Below are 17,530 nucleotides of genomic sequence, written 5' to 3' on the forward strand. Positions count from 1 at the left end.
CGCGCGGCACGGTGACCAGAGCGTCCAGGAACCGCCCGGCGGACGAGTCACCCTGTCCAGCGCCCTCCGGGCGTGTCCCCGGGGGGCGCTACTCGGACAGGTTGTGACGGGTGTGGCGGGTGGGCGTTTGGGGGGGCGAATCTCGTGCCATGGATGGGGACATGTCACAGCACAGAGCATCTGCATCCCTGTCGGGCGGACCGGTCCTGTCGGAAGAGGTACGCGAGGCACTCGGCCGGCGCAGGCCCGTGGTGGCCCTGGAGTCGACGATCCTCGCCCACGGCCTGCCCCGCCCCCGCAATCTGGCGGTGGGACTCGAACTGGAGGAGCTGGTCCGGGCGGAGGGGGCGGTTCCGGCGACGATCGCGGTCGTGGACGGGGTGGCGCACGCGGGCCTGGACAAGGCGCAGCTGGAGCGGATCGCGGGCGGCGAGGGCGTGCGCAAGCTCGGCCACCGGGATCTGGCGCCCGCGCTGGCCTCGGGGGCGACCGGCGCCACGACGGTGTCCGCGACGGCCTTCCTGGCCGCGCGGGCGGGCCTGCGGGTCTTCGCCACGGGCGGGCTGGGCGGCGTACACCGGGAGTGGGCGCAGACGCAGGACGAATCGGCGGACCTCTCACTGCTGGCGCGGACGCGGGTCACGGTGGTGTGCGCGGGGGTGAAGTCGATCCTCGACGTGCCGGCCACGCTGCAACGGCTGGAGACGCTGGGGGTGGGGGTGCTCGGGTACGGAACGGACCGTTTCCCCGGGTTCTACCTGGCCGATTCCGGTGAGCCGGTGGACTGGACCGTGCACCGGCCGGAGGAGGTCGCGGCGGTGATGGCCGCGCAGGACGCCCTGGGCGGCCCGGAGTCGGCGCTGCTGGTGGCCAATCCGGTGGCGGAGGCGGAGCAGCTGGATCCGCAACTGCACGACCGCGTGCTGGCCGAGGCGCTCGCCGCGTGCCGCGAGCAGGGGATCACGGGGCAGGCGGTGACTCCCTTCCTGCTGGGGTTCCTGGTACGGGCCACGGGCGGGGCCTCGCTGGAGGCGAACCTGGCGGCGGTACGGGGCAACGTACGGCTCGGGGCCCGGATCGCGGGGGCCTGGGCGGCGCGGGCATGACCGCGCCGGGGGCCTTGCTCGTCGTCGGGGACGTGGTGACGGACGTGATCGCGATACATCAGGAGCCGCTCGCGCCGGCCACCGACACGGCCGCCCGCATCCGGACCCTGCCCGGTGGCGCCGGGGCCAACGCGGCGTGCTGGGCGGCCCGTACGGGGGCCGCGGAGGTACGCCTCCTGGCGCGGGTGGGCGCCGAATCGGCGCGCTGGCACGAACGGGCGCTGGTGGACGCGGGGGTCCGGCCCCGGCTGGTGATCGACCCGGAGGAGCCGACGGGGACGGTGGTCGCGCTGGTCGCCAAGGACGCGGAGCGGACCTTCCTGACGGACAGCGGGGCCTCGCTGCGGCTGTGCCCGGCCGACTGGACGCCGTCCCTGCTGGACGGGGCGGCCCACCTCCACCTGTCGGGTTATCTGTTCTTCGCCGACAGCAGCCGGGAGCTGGCCATGGTCGCGCTGCGGGCCGCCCGGACGCGGGGGGTGCCGGTGAGCGTGGACCCCGCCTCGGCCGGATTCCTGGTCACGCTGGGGCCGCAGCGCTTCCTCGACGCGGTGGCGGGGGCCGCGGTACTGCTGCCCAACGAGGACGAGGCCCGGCTGCTGGCCGGGCTGCCGGAGCCCACGGGGGTGGCCCGGGCGGCGGCCGAGCTGAGCCGTCGGGTGCCGCTGGTGGTGGTGACCCGGGGCGCGGCCGGGGCACTGGTCGCCGAGCGGGGCCGGATCACCGCCGAGGTCGACGCGGAACCGGCCGAAGCGGTGGACTCCACGGGCGCCGGGGACGCCTTCACCGGCGCCTTCCTCGCGGCCCGCCTGGAGGGCGCAACCCCGGCGGAGGCGGCCCGCACAGGCTGCCGCGCCGCCGCACAGGCCGTAACCCACCTGGGCGGCCGCCCGTATCCCTGAGCCCCGCCGACGTTTCCTTCACCCCTGTCGGCGCTTCCTTGAGCCCCGCCCCGATCTTTCGGCCCCGCCGCACAATCCAGCCCCGCCGGCGTTTGAGGCGCGGGTCCGGGCAGAGCCCGGCGGCTCCGCGCAGCGCCACCGGCACCGGCACCCGCCCCCGCCCCCCGACGCAAGCCCGCAGGGCTACCGCTCCCGGAGCCCGCTCCACGCGGGGTGACGCGGATCATCGGCCCGCACCACCACATCGGCGGCCGCCGCCGGATCCGTGTCGGCCTCGTACCGCGCGAAGGCCGGCACGGTCCACCGCGCGGACTCCTCGGTGCGGCGGGCGAGCGCGCCCGGGGAGAGCCGGATGTGGACGCTGAGGTCGAAGGGGAACCAGTGCCCCAGCAGCAGCGGGCCGTGCACGACCACCACACCGCCGGGCGGGAGTTCCACGTACGGGCTTCGGGTCGCCCGGTCTGCCACCGGGTCCCAGAGGTCCGGCAGCACCCGCCCGGTGCCGCCGGGGTCCGTCGGGCCGAACACCTCCCGCCGGGGTCCGTCGGGCCGAACACCTCCCGCCAGAGCGCCGCCGTGTCGTACCAGCCGCTGAGGTACGAGTCCACGTCCTGACGGCCGAACTCGAAGCGCAGGGAGGCCGCCCGAAGGAACCCCTCGGCCGGCACCACCAGCACCGGGCGTCCCCGCGCCCGCAGCGCGTCGGCGAGCTCTCCGGCGAGCACACCGGTCTCGGCGGCGGGCGCGCCGTCAATGCCCACCCGCTGCCAACTCCCCTGCTCAGGAGCATTGTCGGGGTCGTCGAGGTGACCGGCGAGCCGCTCGGCCATCCGCTGCCATGTGATCGCTTCCCACTGCACCGGCCCATTGTCAGTGGTGGGCCTTAGCGTTTTTCACGAGGGATCACCGGCGGAAGGGCGCCGGCGTCCGGACTTCGGGGGAGGGGTTTGTCATGGCTCGGGAGACCACGTATCTGGAGCTGTCTCAGGACGGCGGCGGGGCGCACAAGTTCTACGAGGTGACGGTGGACGGCACGGCCGTCTCCGTGCGGTACGGGCGCATCGGCGCTGACGGCCAGCTGCAGAGCTCCTCGTTCCCGACCGCCGAGAAGGCCCGGGCCGCCGCCGCGAAGAAGATCGGGGAGAAGGTCCGCAAGGGGTACGCCCCGGCCGTGCGGGGGCAGCGCGCCGCCCGGTCGGTGACCCGCCGCCAGGTGACCTCGGCGCCGTCGACGGCGCGTGCGGTGGCCCCGGTGCTGTGGCGTTTCCGTACGGGCTCGGCGGCTTTCGGGATCCATGTGGACGAGGACCGCTGCTGGGTCGGCAACCAGGCCGGCGATGTCTACACGCTGAGCCACGGCGGTGAGGTGCTGGCCCGGTATTCGCTGCCGGACGGGGTGAAGTGCCTGGTGGCGGACGAGTTCTGGATATACGCGGGCTGTGACGACGGCACGGTGTACGACCTGTCGTCGAAGGTTCCCTTCGGGGCCTACGACATCGCAGCCGATGTGGACATCTTCTGGCTCGACATCCGCGAGGGCGTGCTGAACGTGTCGGACCGCAGCGGCGGGCTGACGGTCATCGACCACGAGGACGAGTTCCAGTGGTCGCGGCGGTCGGCCGGCTCCAACGCCTGGATGGTCCGGGCGGACGCGGACGGGATCTACCACGGGCACAGCCAGGGGGTCACCGCGTACGCCCCGGACGGGGGACGGCAGTTGTGGCACACGGCCACCGACGGCTCGGTGCTGTTCGGCTGGCAGGAGGAGGACGCGGTGTATGCCGGCACCGGGCGCAACACCGTACAGCGGCTGTCGAAGGCGACCGGCGCCGTGGAGGCCACCTACCGGTGCGACGCGGCGGTGTACTCGTGCGCGACGTCTCCGGACGGCAGGCACGTCTTCGCGGGCGACCTCGCCTCCTCGGTGTACTGCTTCGACGCCGAGGGGCGGCGGCTGTGGAAGCTGGGCACGGGGAGCGGGGCCGCGCTGTCCATGCAGTATCTGGACAGGCGGCTGTATCTGGTCACCACGGACGGTTCGCTGGTCTGCGTGGATGCGAGCGAGCAGGCGATCGCGGCGGCCCAGCAGGGCTCGGTGCCTGCGCCGATGGACGTGAAGTCGGCTGCGGCGCTGCCGGTGTTCACCCCGGCCGCGTCGGCCTCGGCGGTGGCGACCATCTCGATGGCCGCGGCGCCGGCGGGCGGTGTGGTGGTGGAGTGCGTCCAGCAGGGCGGCCGCATGCGGGTGCATGTGGTGTCGGGCGACTTCGACCCCTCGTGGAACGTGCAGTTCCCGCGCGGGATACGGGAAGCGGGCGCCCGGTATGTGGTCGACGGGCTGCACGCGGCCTCCGGGGGCTTCTACCGGGTCCGCGGGGAGATACGCCGGCTGGTGTGAGACCGGGAGACGGGGGCCGTCACGCGGTGTGCTCCCGGCAGACCGCGGGTGTGGCCCCGGGCGGGGGCGGGGTGGGTATGGAGAACGGGGTCCCCTCGGGGAGCGCGGGGGTCACGTAGAGCACCACCGGCTCGCTGCCGAGGTTGTGGCCCAGGTGGATGTGCCCGATGCCCGCGGGTTCCACGAAGGTGGCCCCGGTCGGATGCACCACGGTCGTGCGGTCGTGCAGGACCCGGGTCAGGGTCCCCGCCAGGACGACGGCTTCCAGCCGGACCCGGTGGAAGTGCCAGCCGGTGCAGCCGCCCGGCGGGATGACGATCTCCCGGCCCAGCGGGACCGTGGCGACGCGCGCCCTGCCGGGCCGTGCCGTCGTCGCCTGCCGCCCACCCATGTGCCCTCCTCCGTGGACCGGCCACGGTCCGAGGCCCCCACGGTAGGAGGACGCCCCGCCATCCAGGAAGGGTTGATGAAACATCAACCTACGCTCCCTACCAGGTGATATGAGGCTCCTACGGCGGTATCACACCTGTATGAGCCTGGTGGTGTTCGAGTCTCTGAAGCAGATCCACTGCGCGGAGTGCCGGCAGGGCCCGCTCCGGCACCTCGTGCGCGAGTCCGGCGTACCGCGCTGCCTGGACTGCGCGGATCTCGGGCATCTGGTCTACCTCCCGCGCGGGGACGCCGCACTCACCCGCCGCTCCCGTGAGGGCAGTTCGCTTTCGGCCGTCGTCGTCCGCTTCAACAAGCGCCGCCGCCGCTACGAGCGCCTGGGACTCCTCGTCGAGGATGCCGCCCTGGCCCGCGCGGAGCGTGCCTGTCTCGCGGACTCCGAGGCGCGGGCGCGCCGCCGGGAGCGCGACCGGCTGCGGCGCGCCGCCGAGGACACCCGCTTCACGGCCGCCTTCGCCGCCGAGATAGTGCGGCTGTTCCCGGGGTGCCCGGCCGATCGGGCCGTGGCGATCGCCACCCACGCCTCGGTGCGCGGCAGTGGCCGGGTGGGCCGCACCGCGGCCGGCCGGGCCCTCGACGAACTGGCGGTCTCGGTCGCGGTGCGAGCGGCCGTGCGGCACACCGACACCGAGTACGACGCCCTGCTGATGGCGGGAGTACCGCGGTTCGCGGCCCGCGCCCGGCTGGCCGCCCGGATCGACGCCATCCTGGACGGGTGGCGGACAGTGTCTAGTTGACGCGGAAGCGGCGGTAGAGGACGACCCCGCCGAGCAGGAGCGCTCCCCCGCCGGGCAGCAGGTAGCCGAGGCCGTCGGCGCCGGTGTGGGCGAGCGCCTCGGGTTGGGCGAGTGCCTCGGTGTGGCGCGGCGGCGCGGGCGCGGGCGCGGGCGGGGTCGCCGGGCGCTCGGTGACGGGCGGCTGGGCGGGCTTGCCGTCGGTGGGCACCTCGCCGTTGACGGACGTGTTGTCGTGCGAGGTGTTGCCGACGCCGACCACGTTCACGGAGTTGCCGCTGATGTTCAGCGGGAGGTCGACCGGAAGCTGGAGCCCGTTGCCGGAGAGCACCCCGGGTGAATCCTTTCCGCGCCCCTCGGCCAGGGCCCCCGCGCCGTTTCGGGCCCCGGGTGTCGACGGATGCGAGGGCGTCGGCCCGGGATGCCCGCCGCCACCCCCCGGTGCCTCGTTGGCACAGCGGTTCCCGGCGGCGGAGTTGAGGACGCCGACCACGCTCACGGTGTTCCCGCACACGTTCACCGGGACGTGCACGGGCAGCTGCACCAGATTCCCGGACAACAGCCCCGGCGATCCTTCGGCCCGACCGCCCGCGTCCGCATCGGCGTAGGCGAATCCGCTCACGCCCACGACCGCCAGCCCGCCTCCCGCAACCACGGCCGCGACCAAGCCACTCCGACGACTGTGACGCATCAGTTTCCCTGCCTTCCGGAGGAGTTCACGGGTGTTGTCCCGCACGGGGAACAACGCCGTAAACCCATTCGGGTTATAGAGCCGGTAGGCATTTCACTCCATCGTGTACCGGGTACTGCCTACTTCATGACTGATCGCCCGCTCCTCCTTCTCGACGTGGACGGCCCCCTCAACCCGTTCCGGTCCCTCTTCGCCGGTCTGCGCGGATACACGAGCCACCGGATGCACCCGGACGTCTGGCTCTCGTACCGCGACCCCGACTCCCGCAGCACCCGGCGCGGCGCGCGGGTCCGGCTCCACCCCTCCCACGGCGCCCGGCTGCTCGCCCTGCCGTTCGAACTCACCTGGGCCACCGCCTGGACCCACCAGGCCAACACGATGATCTCCCCGCACATCGGACTACCCGGTGATCTTCCTGTCGTCGAATGGCCGGAACTCTTCGTCCAGGACCCCGCCGACCTCTCCTGGAAGACCCGCCACCTCGTCGACTGGGCGGCCGGTCGCCCCTTCGCCTGGGTCGACGACATGATCACCCCGCGCGACCGCGCCTGGGTCGCGGCCCACCACCCGGCCCCGGCCCTCCTCCTGCACGTCCACCCCCGCCACGGCCTGCGCGACCGCGATTTCACCACCCTGAACCGCTGGGCGGCCGGGCTCAGCGCAGCAGAGCGGTGACCGGGTCCGGCGAGGGGCGGCCCGTGGGCCACCAGTCGTCATCGTCCGGGCGGGACTCGTAGGCGTACCAGAGGGTGTCGCGGCCGAGGCGGAGCTGGCGGGTGTGGGCCGTGAGGCGGTTGCGGTCGGGACGGAAGGAAGCCTGGGAAGCGGCCAGGAGCGCCGGGCGGGCCCGGTCGAAGGGGCCGGCCGGAGGGTCCCAGGGCTCCTCCAGGGCGGCGAGGGCGGCGCGGCCGCCCTGACGCCAGGCCGCCGCGGCCCGGGCGAGGTCGGTGGTGCTGCGGCCGGTGGCGCGGGCCAGGTCCCGGTAGAGGGTGCGGGCCGCGCCCGTGAGGCCTGCCGTGGGGTGCGCGGAGGCCAGCCGGACGGCGTCCTGCCACAGGCTGAGGCCGGCGATCGGGTCCTCGCCGGTGGTGAGGAGGGCGAGGGCGCGAGCGGCCGCGTCCGAGGCCAGCTGGTCGAGGGCCAGCGGGTCCGGGGCCGCCGGGTCGGACGGGTAGGCGGGCGGCAGCCCCGCGGCAGCGGGCGCGGCGAGCGGCGCGGGCAGCGGCGGCACGCCGGTGCGGGCGAGCGCCGCCCGGGCCGGGACGCCGGGGAAGTCCGGCGCCGTGTCGGGCTGTTCGCGCGCGGCGTGGGCGGCGTTGCGGCGGGTGAGCTCGTCGAGGAGCTCCCGCTCACCCCGGCCGCGCAGGAGCAGCAGGACGAAGGGGTCCTCGTCGAGGAGGCGCGCCGCCCGGTAGCAGAGGGCCGCCGCGTGCTTGCACGGCGGACGCCCGAAGTCCGGGCAGGAGCAGTGCGGGACGAGCTCGCCCGCACCGGGCAGGACGGTCTCCGCGAGCGACTGCGGAACCTCCCGCTCCAGCAGGGTGGCGAGGGCCGCGGGATCGGCCGCGACCTCCTCCAGGAGTTCGTTCCACTCCGCGTCCGCGAACGCGGGCAGGGTCAGCTCGGTGCGGTAGGGGCGGGGCCTGCTGCCCCGCACGTACGCCACGATCCGGCCCGGGGTGACGGTCACCGCGTCGACGTGCCCTTCCTCGGCATACGCACGGCCCCGGGCCAGCCGGGCCGCGTCGCGGGAGACCTCCTCCAGCGCCGACACCCAGGCCCGGCCCCACCAGCTCACCGCCGCGGCCCCGGCGGGCACGGTCTCGAAGGTGCGGCGGCGGTCGTCCCGCGCGGTGATCATGCGGGCCTCCGCAGCGAGACGAGGTCGGCCAGCTCGCGGTCGGTCAGTTCGGTGAGCGCCGACTCGCCGGAGCCGAGCACGGCATCGGCCAGGGCCCGCTTGGCCTCCAGCATCTCGGCGATCCGGTCCTCCACGGTGCCCTCGGCGATGATCCGGTGGACCTGGACGGGCTGGGTCTGGCCGATCCTGTATGCGCGGTCGGTGGCCTGCTCCTCGACCGCGGGGTTCCACCAGCGGTCGAAGTGGATGACATGGCCGGCCCGGGTGAGGTTCAGCCCGGTGCCCGCCGCCTTCAGCGACAGCAGGAAGACGGGCACCTCGCCCGCCTGGAACCGGTCCACGAGCTCCTCGCGCCGCGGCACCGGGGTCCCGCCGTGCAGCAGCTGGTGGGAGACCCCCCTGGCCGACAGGTGCCGTTCGATGAGGCGGGCCATCGTCACGTACTGGGTGAAGACCAGCACCGATCCGCCCTCGGCCAGGATCGTGTCCAGCAACTCGTCGAGCAGGGCCAGCTTCCCCGAGCGGTGCGGGATCCGGGGCTGTTCCTCCTTCAAATACTGCGCCGGGTGGTTGCAGATCTGCTTGAGCGAGGCCAGCAACTTCATGATCATGCCGCGCCGCTCCATGCCCTCGCTGGACTCGATCACGGCCATCGCCTCGTCCACCGCGGCCTGGTAGAGCGAGGCCTGTTCCCGGGTGAGGGAGACGGGATGGTCGGTCTCCGTCTTCGGCGGCAGCTCGGGCGCGATGCCGGGGTCGGACTTCTTGCGGCGCAGCAGGAACGGCCGTACGAGCGCGGACAGCCGGGCGACCGCCGCCTCGTTGCCGCCGTCCTCCTCCTGCTGGTGCTCCACCGGACGGGCGTGACGGGCCCGGAACGCGGTGAGCGGACCCAGCAGCCCCGGCGTGGTCCAGTCGAGCAGCGCCCACAGCTCGGACAGGTTGTTCTCCACCGGGGTACCGGTCAGCGCCACCCGGGCCGGCGCCGGAACCGTGCGCAGCGCCCTCGCGGTCGCCGAGTGCGGGTTCTTGACGTGCTGCGCCTCATCGGCGACGACCATGCCCCAGCTCTGTTCGGCGAGCAGGGCGGCGCTGGCCCGCATCGTCCCGTAGGTGGTGAGGACGAAACCGCCCTCGCAGGAGGTCAGGTCCTCGATGCTGCGGCCGCCGCCGTGGAAGCGGCGCACCGGCGTACCGGGCGCGAACTTCTCGATCTCCCGCTGCCAGTTGCCCAGCAGCGAGGCCGGACACACCACGAGCGTCGGCTCGCGGCGGTCCCGGTGCAGATGAAGCGCGATGAGGGTGACGGTCTTGCCCAGGCCCATGTCGTCGGCCAGGCAGCCGCCGAGACCGAGCGAGGTCATCAGGTCCAGCCAGGCCAGGCCGCGCGCCTGGTAGTCGCGCAGGGTGGCCTTGAGGGCGGCGGGCTGCGCCAGCGGGGCCAACTCCCCCGTCAGCCGCTCCCGCAGGGCCGCCAGCGCCCCCACGGGCACCGCCTCGACCGGCTCGCCGTCGACCTCGGCCGTCCCCGACAGTACGGTGGCCAGCGCGTCCACCGGGTCGAGCAGGCCGAGCTCCCGCTTGCGCGCCTTGCGCACCAGCTCCGGGTCGACCCGCACCCACTGGTCCCGCAGCCGCACGACGGGCCGGTGGGCCTGCGCCAGCGCGTCCATCTCCCCCGGGGTGAGCCGGTCGCCGCCCAGCGCCAGCTCCCAGGAGAAGGCGAAGAGGTGCTCGGCGTCGAAGAAGGCGGTCCCGTCGGTCGCGGAACCGGGCGCGGTGGACCGTACGACAGCGGTCGCCGACAACGTACGGGCCAGCTCGCGCGGCCAGTGGACCAGGACCCCGGCGGCCGCCAGTCGGCTCGCGGCCACCCCCAGCAGGTCCTCCAGCTCGGGATCGGACAGCGCGAGGGCATCGGGCACGGGCTGGTCCAGCAGGCGCAGCAGGGGCGGCCAGACCCGCGCGGCCCGGCGCAGCGCGAGCACTGCGTCGATCCGGGCGCGGGGACCGAACCCGGCCGCGGCCCGGCCCGCCCACAACTGCCCGGCATCGGTGACCAGGGTCGGATCGGCAAGGCTGTGCACCTGGACGACGGCGGCTCCGGCGCGCTTCGTGTCGTCCCCCTCGGCCTCGTCGAAGAGGCGGAAGGAGGACAGGTCGAGCCGGAGCGAGATCCCGACGCCGGTATCGGCTCCGGCCGCGACCTGCGCGGCCCAGTCCCGTATCCCCGGCACCCGCTGCGCCTCCCGCGCGGCGAACGGCCGCCCGGCGGCCACGGCCGCGGCCGGGGTGCGGGGCAGGCTGTCGGCGACGGCGTCGAGGAACGCGCGGACCAGCGCCTCCGGTTCGGGCAGCTGGAGCGGCCGGCGGCCGGCGAGGGGGGTCGCGTACCCCTCGGACGGCAGCGCGGCGGCGATCGCCCGCAGATGGTCGACGTCGGCGGCGTCGAGCGGTCCGGCGCGCCACGCGTCGACGCCCTCGGGGGTGAGCCCCGGAAGCAGCCGGCCGCGGGCGGCCAGGGTGAGCGCCTGGGTGGCGGCGGTGCCCCAGGCGCGGGTCGCGGGGTGCGCGGCGGGGCTGCGGGGGGCCTGCGCGAGCAGGGGCAGGGCGGAGGCGACGGAGAAGGTCACGGCGGGCACGGTCCGGCTGCGGACCCCGTCGCCGTGCGGGCGCACGACCGTGAGCGGCCCCGGGGTACCCGCCTCGGGCAGGGTGTCCCCGTCGGGCGCCCAGAAGGCGATCCGCCCCTCGCGGGGGACGGCGGCGGGCAGGAAGACGGCGGCATGGCGCAGCAGTGCCGGTGCCGGTGCCTGCGGCTGCTGTGTCACGGTGTCCCCCTCCCCCCGTCGGTGCCCGTGTTCTCCGCGGGTCTCGTCGGATCTCGTCGGATCTCGCCGATCTCTTCTGCGGATCTCTTCTGCCGACGAGTCTAGGCGCGGCCACTGACAACGCCCCTGACCTGCGGATCAGCGGCCCCAGCGACCCAGTTCCATCGCGTAGCCGTAGACGGGTCGGCCCGTCGTGGCGCTGGTGCGCAGCGGTCGGCCGTCGTCATCGATGCGCAGGGTGCCGGAGCCGGACGGCCCGGTCCACCGCAGGTCGAGGGTCCAGTCGCAGTCGCAGCCCGTGGTGGCCGCCTCCACCCGCAGGACGACGGGCTCGGCCGCCGAAACGCGCAGGGGGAACGCGGGGGCGGGCAGCGTGCTCCCGGCGTCGTTGCCGGCGACGGGGCGGGCCAGCGGGCGCGGCGCGTCCAGATTGACGGCGAGGGCAGCCGGGGTGAGTCCCCCGCCGCAGCCCTGCGACATCTGGTAGACGTTCCAGGCCGGCGGGGTACGGCGCGCGGTCACGCGTACCTCCAGATCCTCCAGGACCACGGCGCCCGCGCCCGTGCCGTGCAGGGTGACCTCCACGATCTGTGTCCCGGCGTGCACGGCGCCCTGCGCCGACGCCCAGGCGGGCGCGTCCGCCTCCACGGGCGGCGGGGGCACCGACGCGGGCCCGCGCTCAGCCAGGTAGGCGTGATCACAGCCCGCGGCCCACACGTGCGACCGTACCGCCGCCCTGAGGGGCGCAACCGGAGCCGGCGCCTGCGCCGACGCCTGCGCCGAGACCGACGGCGAGGCCGAGGCCCCGGCCGACGGGGGCGCCGACGGCGATGGCGACACCGCCGCACCCGGCGGCGTACGCGACTCCGGTCGGGCCGCCACCAGGGCCGAAACCGCCACCGCGGCCGCCGCCACCCCCGCGGCGACCACCGCGACGGCTCGCCGCCGGAACCAGGGCCTGCGGGCCACCGGCTCCGGAGCCCCGACCGGAGCCGGAACAGGGACCACCACCGGCGCCGGCGCCGGCGCGGGCTCCGGAGCCGGCTCCGCCCCCGCCCTCCGCCGCGCGTCCGCCAGCAGCCACGCCCGGTGCAGATCCACCGCCTCCCCCGGCGAGGCCCCGCAGGCCCGCGCGAAGCGGTCCACCACCGCGAACTCGACCGGCAGCGCATCCCCGCTGCAGTAGCGGTGCAGCGTCGACGTGCTCGTGTGCAGGCGGCGCGCCAGCACCCCGTAGCTCAGCCCGGCCCGCTCCTTCAGCTCCCGCATCAGCCGCGCGAACATCCGCGCCTCGTCCGTCCCGTGACCCCGTTCCATGCAAGGGGTGTTCCCCCAGGTGGAAGCGCGTACAGCCGTTCCGGTGTCCCGACTTCGCCGCAATCCGTCGCCCCGGCCCCCACCCGGGGAAGAGGCTCGTCACACACACCGCAGCACCCACGGGGAGAACCGACCATGTTCCGACGCAGCGCCACCGCACGCACAACCACCGCACGCACCGTCGCCGCCTTCGCCGCGGCCGCCGCCCTCCTGCTCACCCCCACGGCGGCCACCGCCGCCCCCACCGCGCCCGGTTTCCTCGACGGCGCCGACCTGCCCCCGCACCCCACCTCCCCCTGGTACGCGGACGAGGTCACCAAGGGGCTGCCCGAGTTCGCGCCGTTCTGCCTGGACGGCGTGCTGCCGACGGCGGGCAGCTGGCACCGCCGCTTCGGCACCGAGTACGACACCGGCGCGGTACAGGTGTCCGTACGGTCCTCCTCGCCCTCCGCGGCCACCAGGCTCGCCCGCACCCTGGAGCGCAAGGTCGCGGCCTGCGCCGCCGACTGGCTGCGGACGGCGCCGGGCGGTACCGCCTCCTGGGAGGACTACGGGACGCTCCCCGTCGAGGAGGGCGCGCACGTCTACGGGGTCCACACCTCGCTCCCCGAGTCCGAGCCCGGCGTCCACCTCTTCGGGATCGGACGCGACGGCTCCACCGTGACGGTCGTGGCGTGGGGCGAGATGGGCAACCTGTCCCACGCTCCCGTCGACGCCTTCAAGCGGACGACCACGACGGCCGTGAACAAGCTCAACCCCTGACGCACCGCGCCCCCGGTGGGACCATGGAGCTGAGAGGCGATGCCCATGCGTTCCGGAAACGAACCGGTGACCGCGCGCAGCCCGCTGCGGCTGCGCTTCTGGCTGGGAATCTGGGGGCTGATCTGGGCCGTCGCCGGGACGGCCGCGTTCTCGCTGGCGGACCGTCCCGGATGGGCGGCCGCCTGTGGCGTGCTGGCGGTGATCGTGGCCGTGGACCTGGGCATGGTCCTGCGCCACATCCACCAGGGGCCGCACTACCAGCCCGGCCCGGACGTCCCTCCGTACGAACCGCCCCGCAGCCGGTGAGGCCGGACCACTTCCGGGGCCGGGGCCGGGGCCGGGGCCACAATCAGGACCCGGATCCCGATCCCGCCTGGTCGTCGAAGCGGGCCGCCGCCAGGTAGTCCGGCTGCGGGTCGAGGGCCGCGGCCAGCCGGAAGTGCTTGCGCGCCTGCTCGGGCCGGCCCGCGCGCTCATGCGTACGGGCCAGCGCGAAGTGCGCGAAGGCGTTGTCCGGCTCCCGCTCCAGCACCAGCTCGAACTCCAGCTCCGCCGGGCGCAGTTGGGCCGCCGCGAAGAAGGCCCGGGCACGCAGCAGCCGCGCCGCCGTGTTCTCCGGGTGGGCGGCTATGACCGAGTCGAGCAGCTTGACCGCGCCGCGGGGGTCGCGTGCGGCGAGCAGCTGCTCGGCCGCCCGGTAGTCGATGACGTGGGTTTCCGGGCTGGACGGCGGCGTGGGGCGCGTGGTCTCGGACACGGTCGGGATCCTTCCCTCTACGGGCGCGTTCAACGCGTCCGCCCCACCCGCTATTCCATGCACACGTCAGGCAGCGCCGCCCGCCGCCCGCTCCGTGAGCTCCTCCCACACCTTGCGCACCTGCGGCTCCAGCGCCTCCAGCGGCCCGTCGTTGTCGATCACCAGGGTCGCCACCGCGAGCCGCTGCTCCCGCGTGGCCTGCGTGGCCATCCGGGCCCGCGCCTCCTCGTCGGACATCCCGCGCAGCGCGGTCAGCCGTGTCAGCTGCGTCCGCGGCGCCGCGTCCACCACGACCACCAGGTCGTAGAGCGGTGCCAGGCCGTTCTCCGTGAGCAGCGGTACGTCGTGCACCACGATCGCGTCGGTCCCCGCGGCGGCCTCCAGCTCGGCCGAGCGGGCCCCGACCAGCGGGTGCACGATCGCGTTGAGCGTCTGGAGCTTCGCCGGGTCCGCGAACACGATGGACCCCAGCTTCGGCCGGTCCAGCGTCCCCTCGGCGGTCAGCACCGACTCCCCGAAGGCCGCCACGACGGCCGCGAGGCCCGGCGTGCCGGGCTCCACGACCTCTCGCGCGATCCGATCGGCGTCGACGACGATCGCCCCGTACCCCGCCAGCATTCGCGAGACCTCGCTCTTGCCGGCGCCGATTCCGCCCGTCAGGCCTACTTTCAGCATGCCCGCAGCCTAGACCCCGCCCCTGACGGCCCCGTAGCCCCCCGGAAGGGTCTGCCCGCGCCCCGGCCCTCGCCTCAGCCCTCGCCCTCGCGCTCCGCCAGGAACCGCTCGAACTCGCGGCCGATCTCGTCCGCCGACGGCAGCTCCGCCGGCTCCGCGATCATGTTCCCCCGGGTCTCCGCTCCGGCGGCCGCGTCGTACTGGTGCTCCAGCCCCTGCACCAGGCTGACCAGCTCCTCGTCGCCCTCCCGGATCTGCCGGTCGATCTCCGTCTGGGTCCGGTGCGCCTCGGTGCGCAGCGCGTGCGCCACGGCCGGCAGCACCAGCCCGGTCGCCGCCGTGATCGCCTCCAGCACCGTCAGCGCGGCATCCGGGTACGGGGAGCGCGCGACGTAGTGCGGTACGTGCGCGGCGACGCCCAGCACGTCGTGCCCGGCCTGGCCCAGGCGGAACTCCACCAGGGACTCCGCGCTGCCCGGCACCTGCGCCTCGTCGAAGGGGCTGCGGTGCCCCGGCATGAGGTCGGTCCGGTTGCCGTGCGGGGTGATGCCCACGGGACGGGTGTGCGGGACGCCCATCGGGATGCCGTGGAAGTTCACCGAGAGCCGGACCCCGAGGCGCTCGACGATCTGCCGGACGGCGACGCAGAAGCGCTCCCACTCCACGTCCGGCTCGGGGCCGGACAGCAGCAGGAAGGGCGCTCCGGTGGCGTCCTGGACGAGCCGGACCTCCAGCCGGGGCTCCTCGAACTCCGTCCAGTGGTCGCGCTGGAAGGTCAGCAGCGGGCGGCGCGCCCGGTAGTCCACCAGCCGGTCCGCGTCGAAGCGGGCGACCACCTGGTGGGGCAGGGTGTCCAGGAGCCGCTCGACGATCTGCTCGCCGGCCTCACCCGCGTCGATGTACCCCTCGAAGTGGTACAGCATGACCAGCCCGGCCGAGTCCTGGGCGACCGCCAGGTCGGCCACCGCCAGACCCTTGGCATCCCATTCGTACAAACCCTGTGGATCAAGCACCGTCACCACTCCTCCTCGCCGCGTTCTCTGCCAAGAACGTCCAAGGACGCCCCACCATTCCCCAGTTGGCCGCATTCACAGGAACGCGATCAGGAACGCCACCAGGAACGCGGTAAGGCCCGCCCCCCGAAGGGGACGGGCCTTACCGTCAACTCAACCAGCTCGGCTCACACCGGAGTGTGATGCGCGCGCTGCGATCAGCTCTGGCCGCCGGCCAGCTTCTCGCGGAGCGCGGCGAGGGCCTCGTCCGACGCCAGGGCGCCAGAGGTCTCGTCGGACTCCGAGGAGTACGAACCACCCGAGATGCCCGCACCGGCACCGGCACCCGCGGCCGGGGCGGCAGCGCCCTCGGCAGCAGCGGCCTCGTCGGCCTCGCGGCTCTTGATGACCTGAGCCTGGTGCTGCTCGAAGCGCTGCTGCGCCTCGGCGTACTGGGTCTCCCAGGCCTCGCGCTGCTTGTCGAAGCCCTCGAGCCAGTCGTTGGTCTCGGGGTCGAAGCCCTCGGGGTAGATGTAGTTGCCCTGGTCGTCGTAAGACGCGGCCATGCCGTACAGGGTCGGGTCGAACTCGACCGACGCCGGGTCGGCACCGAAGGACTCGTTGGCCTGCTTCAGCGACAGCGAGATCCGGCGACGCTCAAGGTCGATGTCGATGACCTTGACGAAGATCTCGTCGTTGACCTGGACGACCTGCTCCGGGATCTCCACGTGGCGCTCGGCCAGCTCGGAGATGTGGACCAGACCCTCGATGCCCTCGTCCACGCGGACGAACGCACCGAACGGAACCAGCTTGGTGACCTTACCCGGGACGACCTGACCGATCTGGTGCGTCCGGGCGAACTGCTGCCACGGGTCTTCCTGCGTCGCCTTCAGCGACAGGGAGACACGCTCGCGGTCCATGTCGACGTCGAGGACCTCGACGGTGACTTCCTGGCCGACCTCGACAACCTCGGACGGGTGGTCGATGTGCTTCCAGGACAGCTCGGAGACGTGGACGAGACCGTCGACGCCACCCAGGTCCACGAAGGCACCGAAGTTGACGATCGAGGAGACGACGCCGGAGCGGACCTGACCCTTCTGCAGGGTGGTGAGGAACGTCTGGCGAACCTCGGACTGGGTCTGCTCGAGCCAGGCGCGGCGGGACAGGACCACGTTGTTGCGGTTCTTGTCCAGCTCGATGATCTTCGCCTCGAGCTCCTTGCCCACGTAGGGCTGGAGGTCGCGGACGCGACGCATCTCGACGAGAGAGGCCGGCAGGAAGCCGCGGAGGCCGATGTCGAGGATGAGACCACCCTTGACGACCTCGATGACGGTACCGGTGACGATGCCGTCTTCTTCCTTGATCTTCTCGATGGTGCCCCAGGCACGCTCGTACTGAGCGCGCTTCTTCGAGAGGATCAGGCGGCCTTCCTTGTCCTCCTTCTGGAGAACCAGGGCCTCGATCTCGTCGCCGACCTTGACGACCTCGTTCGGGTCGACGTCGTGCTTGATCGAGAGCTCGCGGCTCGGGATGACACCTTCGGTCTTGTAACCGATGTCGAGGAGAACCTCGTCCCGGTCAACCTTGACGATGACGCCGTCGACGATGTCGCCATCGTTGAAGTACTTGATCGTCTCGTCGATCGCCGCGAGGAACGCGTCCGCGTCGCCGATGTCGTTGACCGCAACCTGCGGGGTGGTGGCGGTGGTCTCGGTGCTGCTCGTCATGTGGGAAAGGGCTCCGGTTACGGACAGAAAGTCGTAGGTACTGCTACGCCGGGAGCCCTTATCGGCATCTGCCGAAGAAGCCGGACAGCCAAGGAGACCCCCTTCCGCGCAGAGCGACGGGGCCTCGAAAACCGAGGGGACATCAACAGATGCAAGCGCAGCCTGCTAGGTCTGAGGAGCACAGGCTCGCAGCGCAACTTGTAGCATACGGGGGCAGCCGGACAGGGTCAATGCGCGAAGGCGCACACCCCCGGCGGATCGCCGCATATCCGGCACAATTCGTGGGCGGGACGGCCTTCCTGACGCCTCCTGCCACATTCCGAAGAC

General features: G+C 73.6%; 16 protein-coding genes and 1 pseudogene. 7 read left to right on the forward strand and 10 right to left on the reverse strand.

Features of this window, described 5'->3' with window-relative positions; all coding sequences use genetic code 11:
- Positions 1-161: 161 nt before the first annotated feature.
- Positions 162-1,106: a pseudouridine-5'-phosphate glycosidase gene (locus tag ACZ45T_RS18845; protein ID WP_468442587.1), complete on the forward strand. Its 945-nt coding sequence runs from the start codon at positions 162-164 to the stop codon at positions 1,104-1,106.
- Complete coding sequence (locus ACZ45T_RS18850) at positions 1,103-2,008, forward strand: carbohydrate kinase family protein (RefSeq protein ID WP_468442589.1); 906 nt, start codon at positions 1,103-1,105, stop codon at positions 2,006-2,008. The genes ACZ45T_RS18845 and ACZ45T_RS18850 overlap by 4 nt, the downstream gene beginning before the upstream one ends.
- Positions 2,009-2,191: 183 nt before the next feature.
- Here the strand turns inward: ACZ45T_RS18850 and ACZ45T_RS18855 are convergent.
- Positions 2,192-2,868, reverse strand: a pseudogene (locus ACZ45T_RS18855) (nucleoside/nucleotide kinase family protein).
- 92 nt (positions 2,869-2,960) lie between these two features.
- Here ACZ45T_RS18855 and ACZ45T_RS18860 point away from each other — a divergent pair.
- Positions 2,961-4,406 (forward strand): WGR domain-containing protein, encoded by a 1,446-nt coding sequence (locus ACZ45T_RS18860; RefSeq protein ID WP_468442591.1) that lies wholly within the window; start codon positions 2,961-2,963, stop codon positions 4,404-4,406.
- 19 nt (positions 4,407-4,425) lie between these two features.
- Here the strand turns inward: ACZ45T_RS18860 and ACZ45T_RS18865 are convergent, their stop codons facing one another.
- Positions 4,426-4,797, reverse strand: coding sequence for a cupin domain-containing protein (locus tag ACZ45T_RS18865; protein WP_468442593.1), 372 nt, complete (start codon positions 4,795-4,797; stop codon positions 4,426-4,428).
- Between the two features lie 139 nt (positions 4,798-4,936).
- On the opposite strand from ACZ45T_RS18865, the gene ACZ45T_RS18870 reads away from it, so the two are divergent.
- Positions 4,937-5,593, forward strand: a complete 657-nt coding sequence (locus tag ACZ45T_RS18870) for a DUF2293 domain-containing protein (RefSeq protein WP_468442595.1) — start codon at positions 4,937-4,939, stop codon at positions 5,591-5,593.
- Here ACZ45T_RS18870 and ACZ45T_RS18875 read toward each other — a convergent pair.
- Positions 5,586-6,212, reverse strand: coding sequence for a chaplin (locus ACZ45T_RS18875; protein WP_468442597.1), 627 nt, complete (start codon positions 6,210-6,212; stop codon positions 5,586-5,588). The two genes, ACZ45T_RS18870 and ACZ45T_RS18875, sit on opposite strands and share 8 nt — an antisense overlap.
- Positions 6,213-6,407: 195 nt before the next feature.
- Between ACZ45T_RS18875 and ACZ45T_RS18880 the strand changes: the two genes are divergently transcribed.
- A complete protein-coding gene (locus ACZ45T_RS18880; RefSeq protein WP_468442599.1) occupies positions 6,408-6,956 on the forward strand; it encodes a hypothetical protein in 549 nt (182 codons plus the stop codon).
- On the opposite strand, the gene ACZ45T_RS18885 is transcribed toward ACZ45T_RS18880, so the two are convergent.
- The 3 genes from ACZ45T_RS18885 to ACZ45T_RS18895 all read right to left on the reverse strand — a co-directional run bounded on the left by ACZ45T_RS18885 (position 6,937) and on the right by ACZ45T_RS18895 (position 12,290).
- On the reverse strand, positions 6,937-8,142 hold the full coding sequence (locus tag ACZ45T_RS18885) for an SWIM zinc finger family protein (RefSeq protein WP_468442601.1): 1,206 nt from the start codon (positions 8,140-8,142) through the stop codon (positions 6,937-6,939). The genes ACZ45T_RS18880 and ACZ45T_RS18885 overlap by 20 nt on opposite strands.
- Entirely contained in the window at positions 8,139-10,973 is a 2,835-nt protein-coding gene (locus ACZ45T_RS18890) for a DEAD/DEAH box helicase (protein WP_468442603.1), read from the reverse strand. The genes ACZ45T_RS18885 and ACZ45T_RS18890 overlap by 4 nt, the downstream gene beginning before the upstream one ends.
- 138 nt (positions 10,974-11,111) lie before the next feature.
- Positions 11,112-12,290, reverse strand: a complete 1,179-nt coding sequence (locus ACZ45T_RS18895) for a helix-turn-helix domain-containing protein (RefSeq protein WP_468442605.1) — start codon at positions 12,288-12,290, stop codon at positions 11,112-11,114.
- 135 nt (positions 12,291-12,425) lie between these two features.
- Here ACZ45T_RS18895 and ACZ45T_RS18900 point away from each other — a divergent pair, with 135 nt between their 5' ends.
- Positions 12,426-13,052 (forward strand): hypothetical protein, encoded by a 627-nt coding sequence (locus ACZ45T_RS18900; protein ID WP_468442607.1) that lies wholly within the window; start codon positions 12,426-12,428, stop codon positions 13,050-13,052.
- 45 nt (positions 13,053-13,097) lie between these two features.
- A complete protein-coding gene (locus tag ACZ45T_RS18905; protein ID WP_468442608.1) occupies positions 13,098-13,358 on the forward strand; it encodes a DUF6343 family protein in 261 nt (86 codons plus the stop codon).
- 43 nt (positions 13,359-13,401) lie between these two features.
- Here ACZ45T_RS18905 and ACZ45T_RS18910 read toward each other — a convergent pair whose 3' ends face one another.
- The 4 genes from ACZ45T_RS18910 to rpsA form a co-directional block, all read right to left on the reverse strand.
- The gene (locus ACZ45T_RS18910; protein ID WP_468442610.1) at positions 13,402-13,809 is read right to left on the reverse strand and encodes a tetratricopeptide repeat protein; all 408 of its coding nucleotides are present in this window, start codon (positions 13,807-13,809) and stop codon (positions 13,402-13,404) included.
- A gap of 66 nt (positions 13,810-13,875) precedes the next feature.
- A complete protein-coding gene (coaE, locus tag ACZ45T_RS18915) occupies positions 13,876-14,484 on the reverse strand; it encodes a dephospho-CoA kinase (protein WP_468442612.1) in 609 nt (202 codons plus the stop codon).
- Between the two features lie 74 nt (positions 14,485-14,558).
- Positions 14,559-15,497, reverse strand: a complete 939-nt coding sequence (locus ACZ45T_RS18920; protein ID WP_468442614.1) for a PAC2 family protein — start codon at positions 15,495-15,497, stop codon at positions 14,559-14,561.
- Between the two features lie 197 nt (positions 15,498-15,694).
- Positions 15,695-17,203: a 30S ribosomal protein S1 gene (gene rpsA / locus ACZ45T_RS18925; protein WP_362050269.1), complete on the reverse strand. Its 1,509-nt coding sequence runs from the start codon at positions 17,201-17,203 to the stop codon at positions 15,695-15,697.
- Positions 17,204-17,530: the final 327 nt, after the last annotated feature.

Source organism: Streptomyces sp. NPDC030995, assembly GCF_055571215.1.

Coding starts and splice junctions, on each gene's coding strand:
- ACZ45T_RS18845 (WP_468442587.1), top strand. CDS start 162: ATGTCACAGCACAGAGCATCTGCATCCCTGTCGGGCGGACCGGTCCTG.
- ACZ45T_RS18850 (WP_468442589.1), top strand. CDS start 1,103: ATGACCGCGCCGGGGGCCTTGCTCGTCGTCGGGGACGTGGTGACGGAC.
- ACZ45T_RS18860 (WP_468442591.1), top strand. CDS start 2,961: ATGGCTCGGGAGACCACGTATCTGGAGCTGTCTCAGGACGGCGGCGGG.
- ACZ45T_RS18865 (WP_468442593.1), bottom strand. CDS start 4,797: ATGGGTGGGCGGCAGGCGACGACGGCACGGCCCGGCAGGGCGCGCGTC.
- ACZ45T_RS18870 (WP_468442595.1), top strand. CDS start 4,937: ATGAGCCTGGTGGTGTTCGAGTCTCTGAAGCAGATCCACTGCGCGGAG.
- ACZ45T_RS18880 (WP_468442599.1), top strand. CDS start 6,408: ATGACTGATCGCCCGCTCCTCCTTCTCGACGTGGACGGCCCCCTCAAC.
- ACZ45T_RS18885 (WP_468442601.1), bottom strand. CDS start 8,142: ATGATCACCGCGCGGGACGACCGCCGCCGCACCTTCGAGACCGTGCCC.
- ACZ45T_RS18895 (WP_468442605.1), bottom strand. CDS start 12,290: ATGGAACGGGGTCACGGGACGGACGAGGCGCGGATGTTCGCGCGGCTG.
- ACZ45T_RS18900 (WP_468442607.1), top strand. CDS start 12,426: ATGTTCCGACGCAGCGCCACCGCACGCACAACCACCGCACGCACCGTC.
- ACZ45T_RS18905 (WP_468442608.1), top strand. CDS start 13,098: ATGCGTTCCGGAAACGAACCGGTGACCGCGCGCAGCCCGCTGCGGCTG.
- coaE (WP_468442612.1), bottom strand. CDS start 14,484: ATGCTGAAAGTAGGCCTGACGGGCGGAATCGGCGCCGGCAAGAGCGAG.
- rpsA (WP_362050269.1), bottom strand. CDS start 17,203: ATGACGAGCAGCACCGAGACCACCGCCACCACCCCGCAGGTTGCGGTC.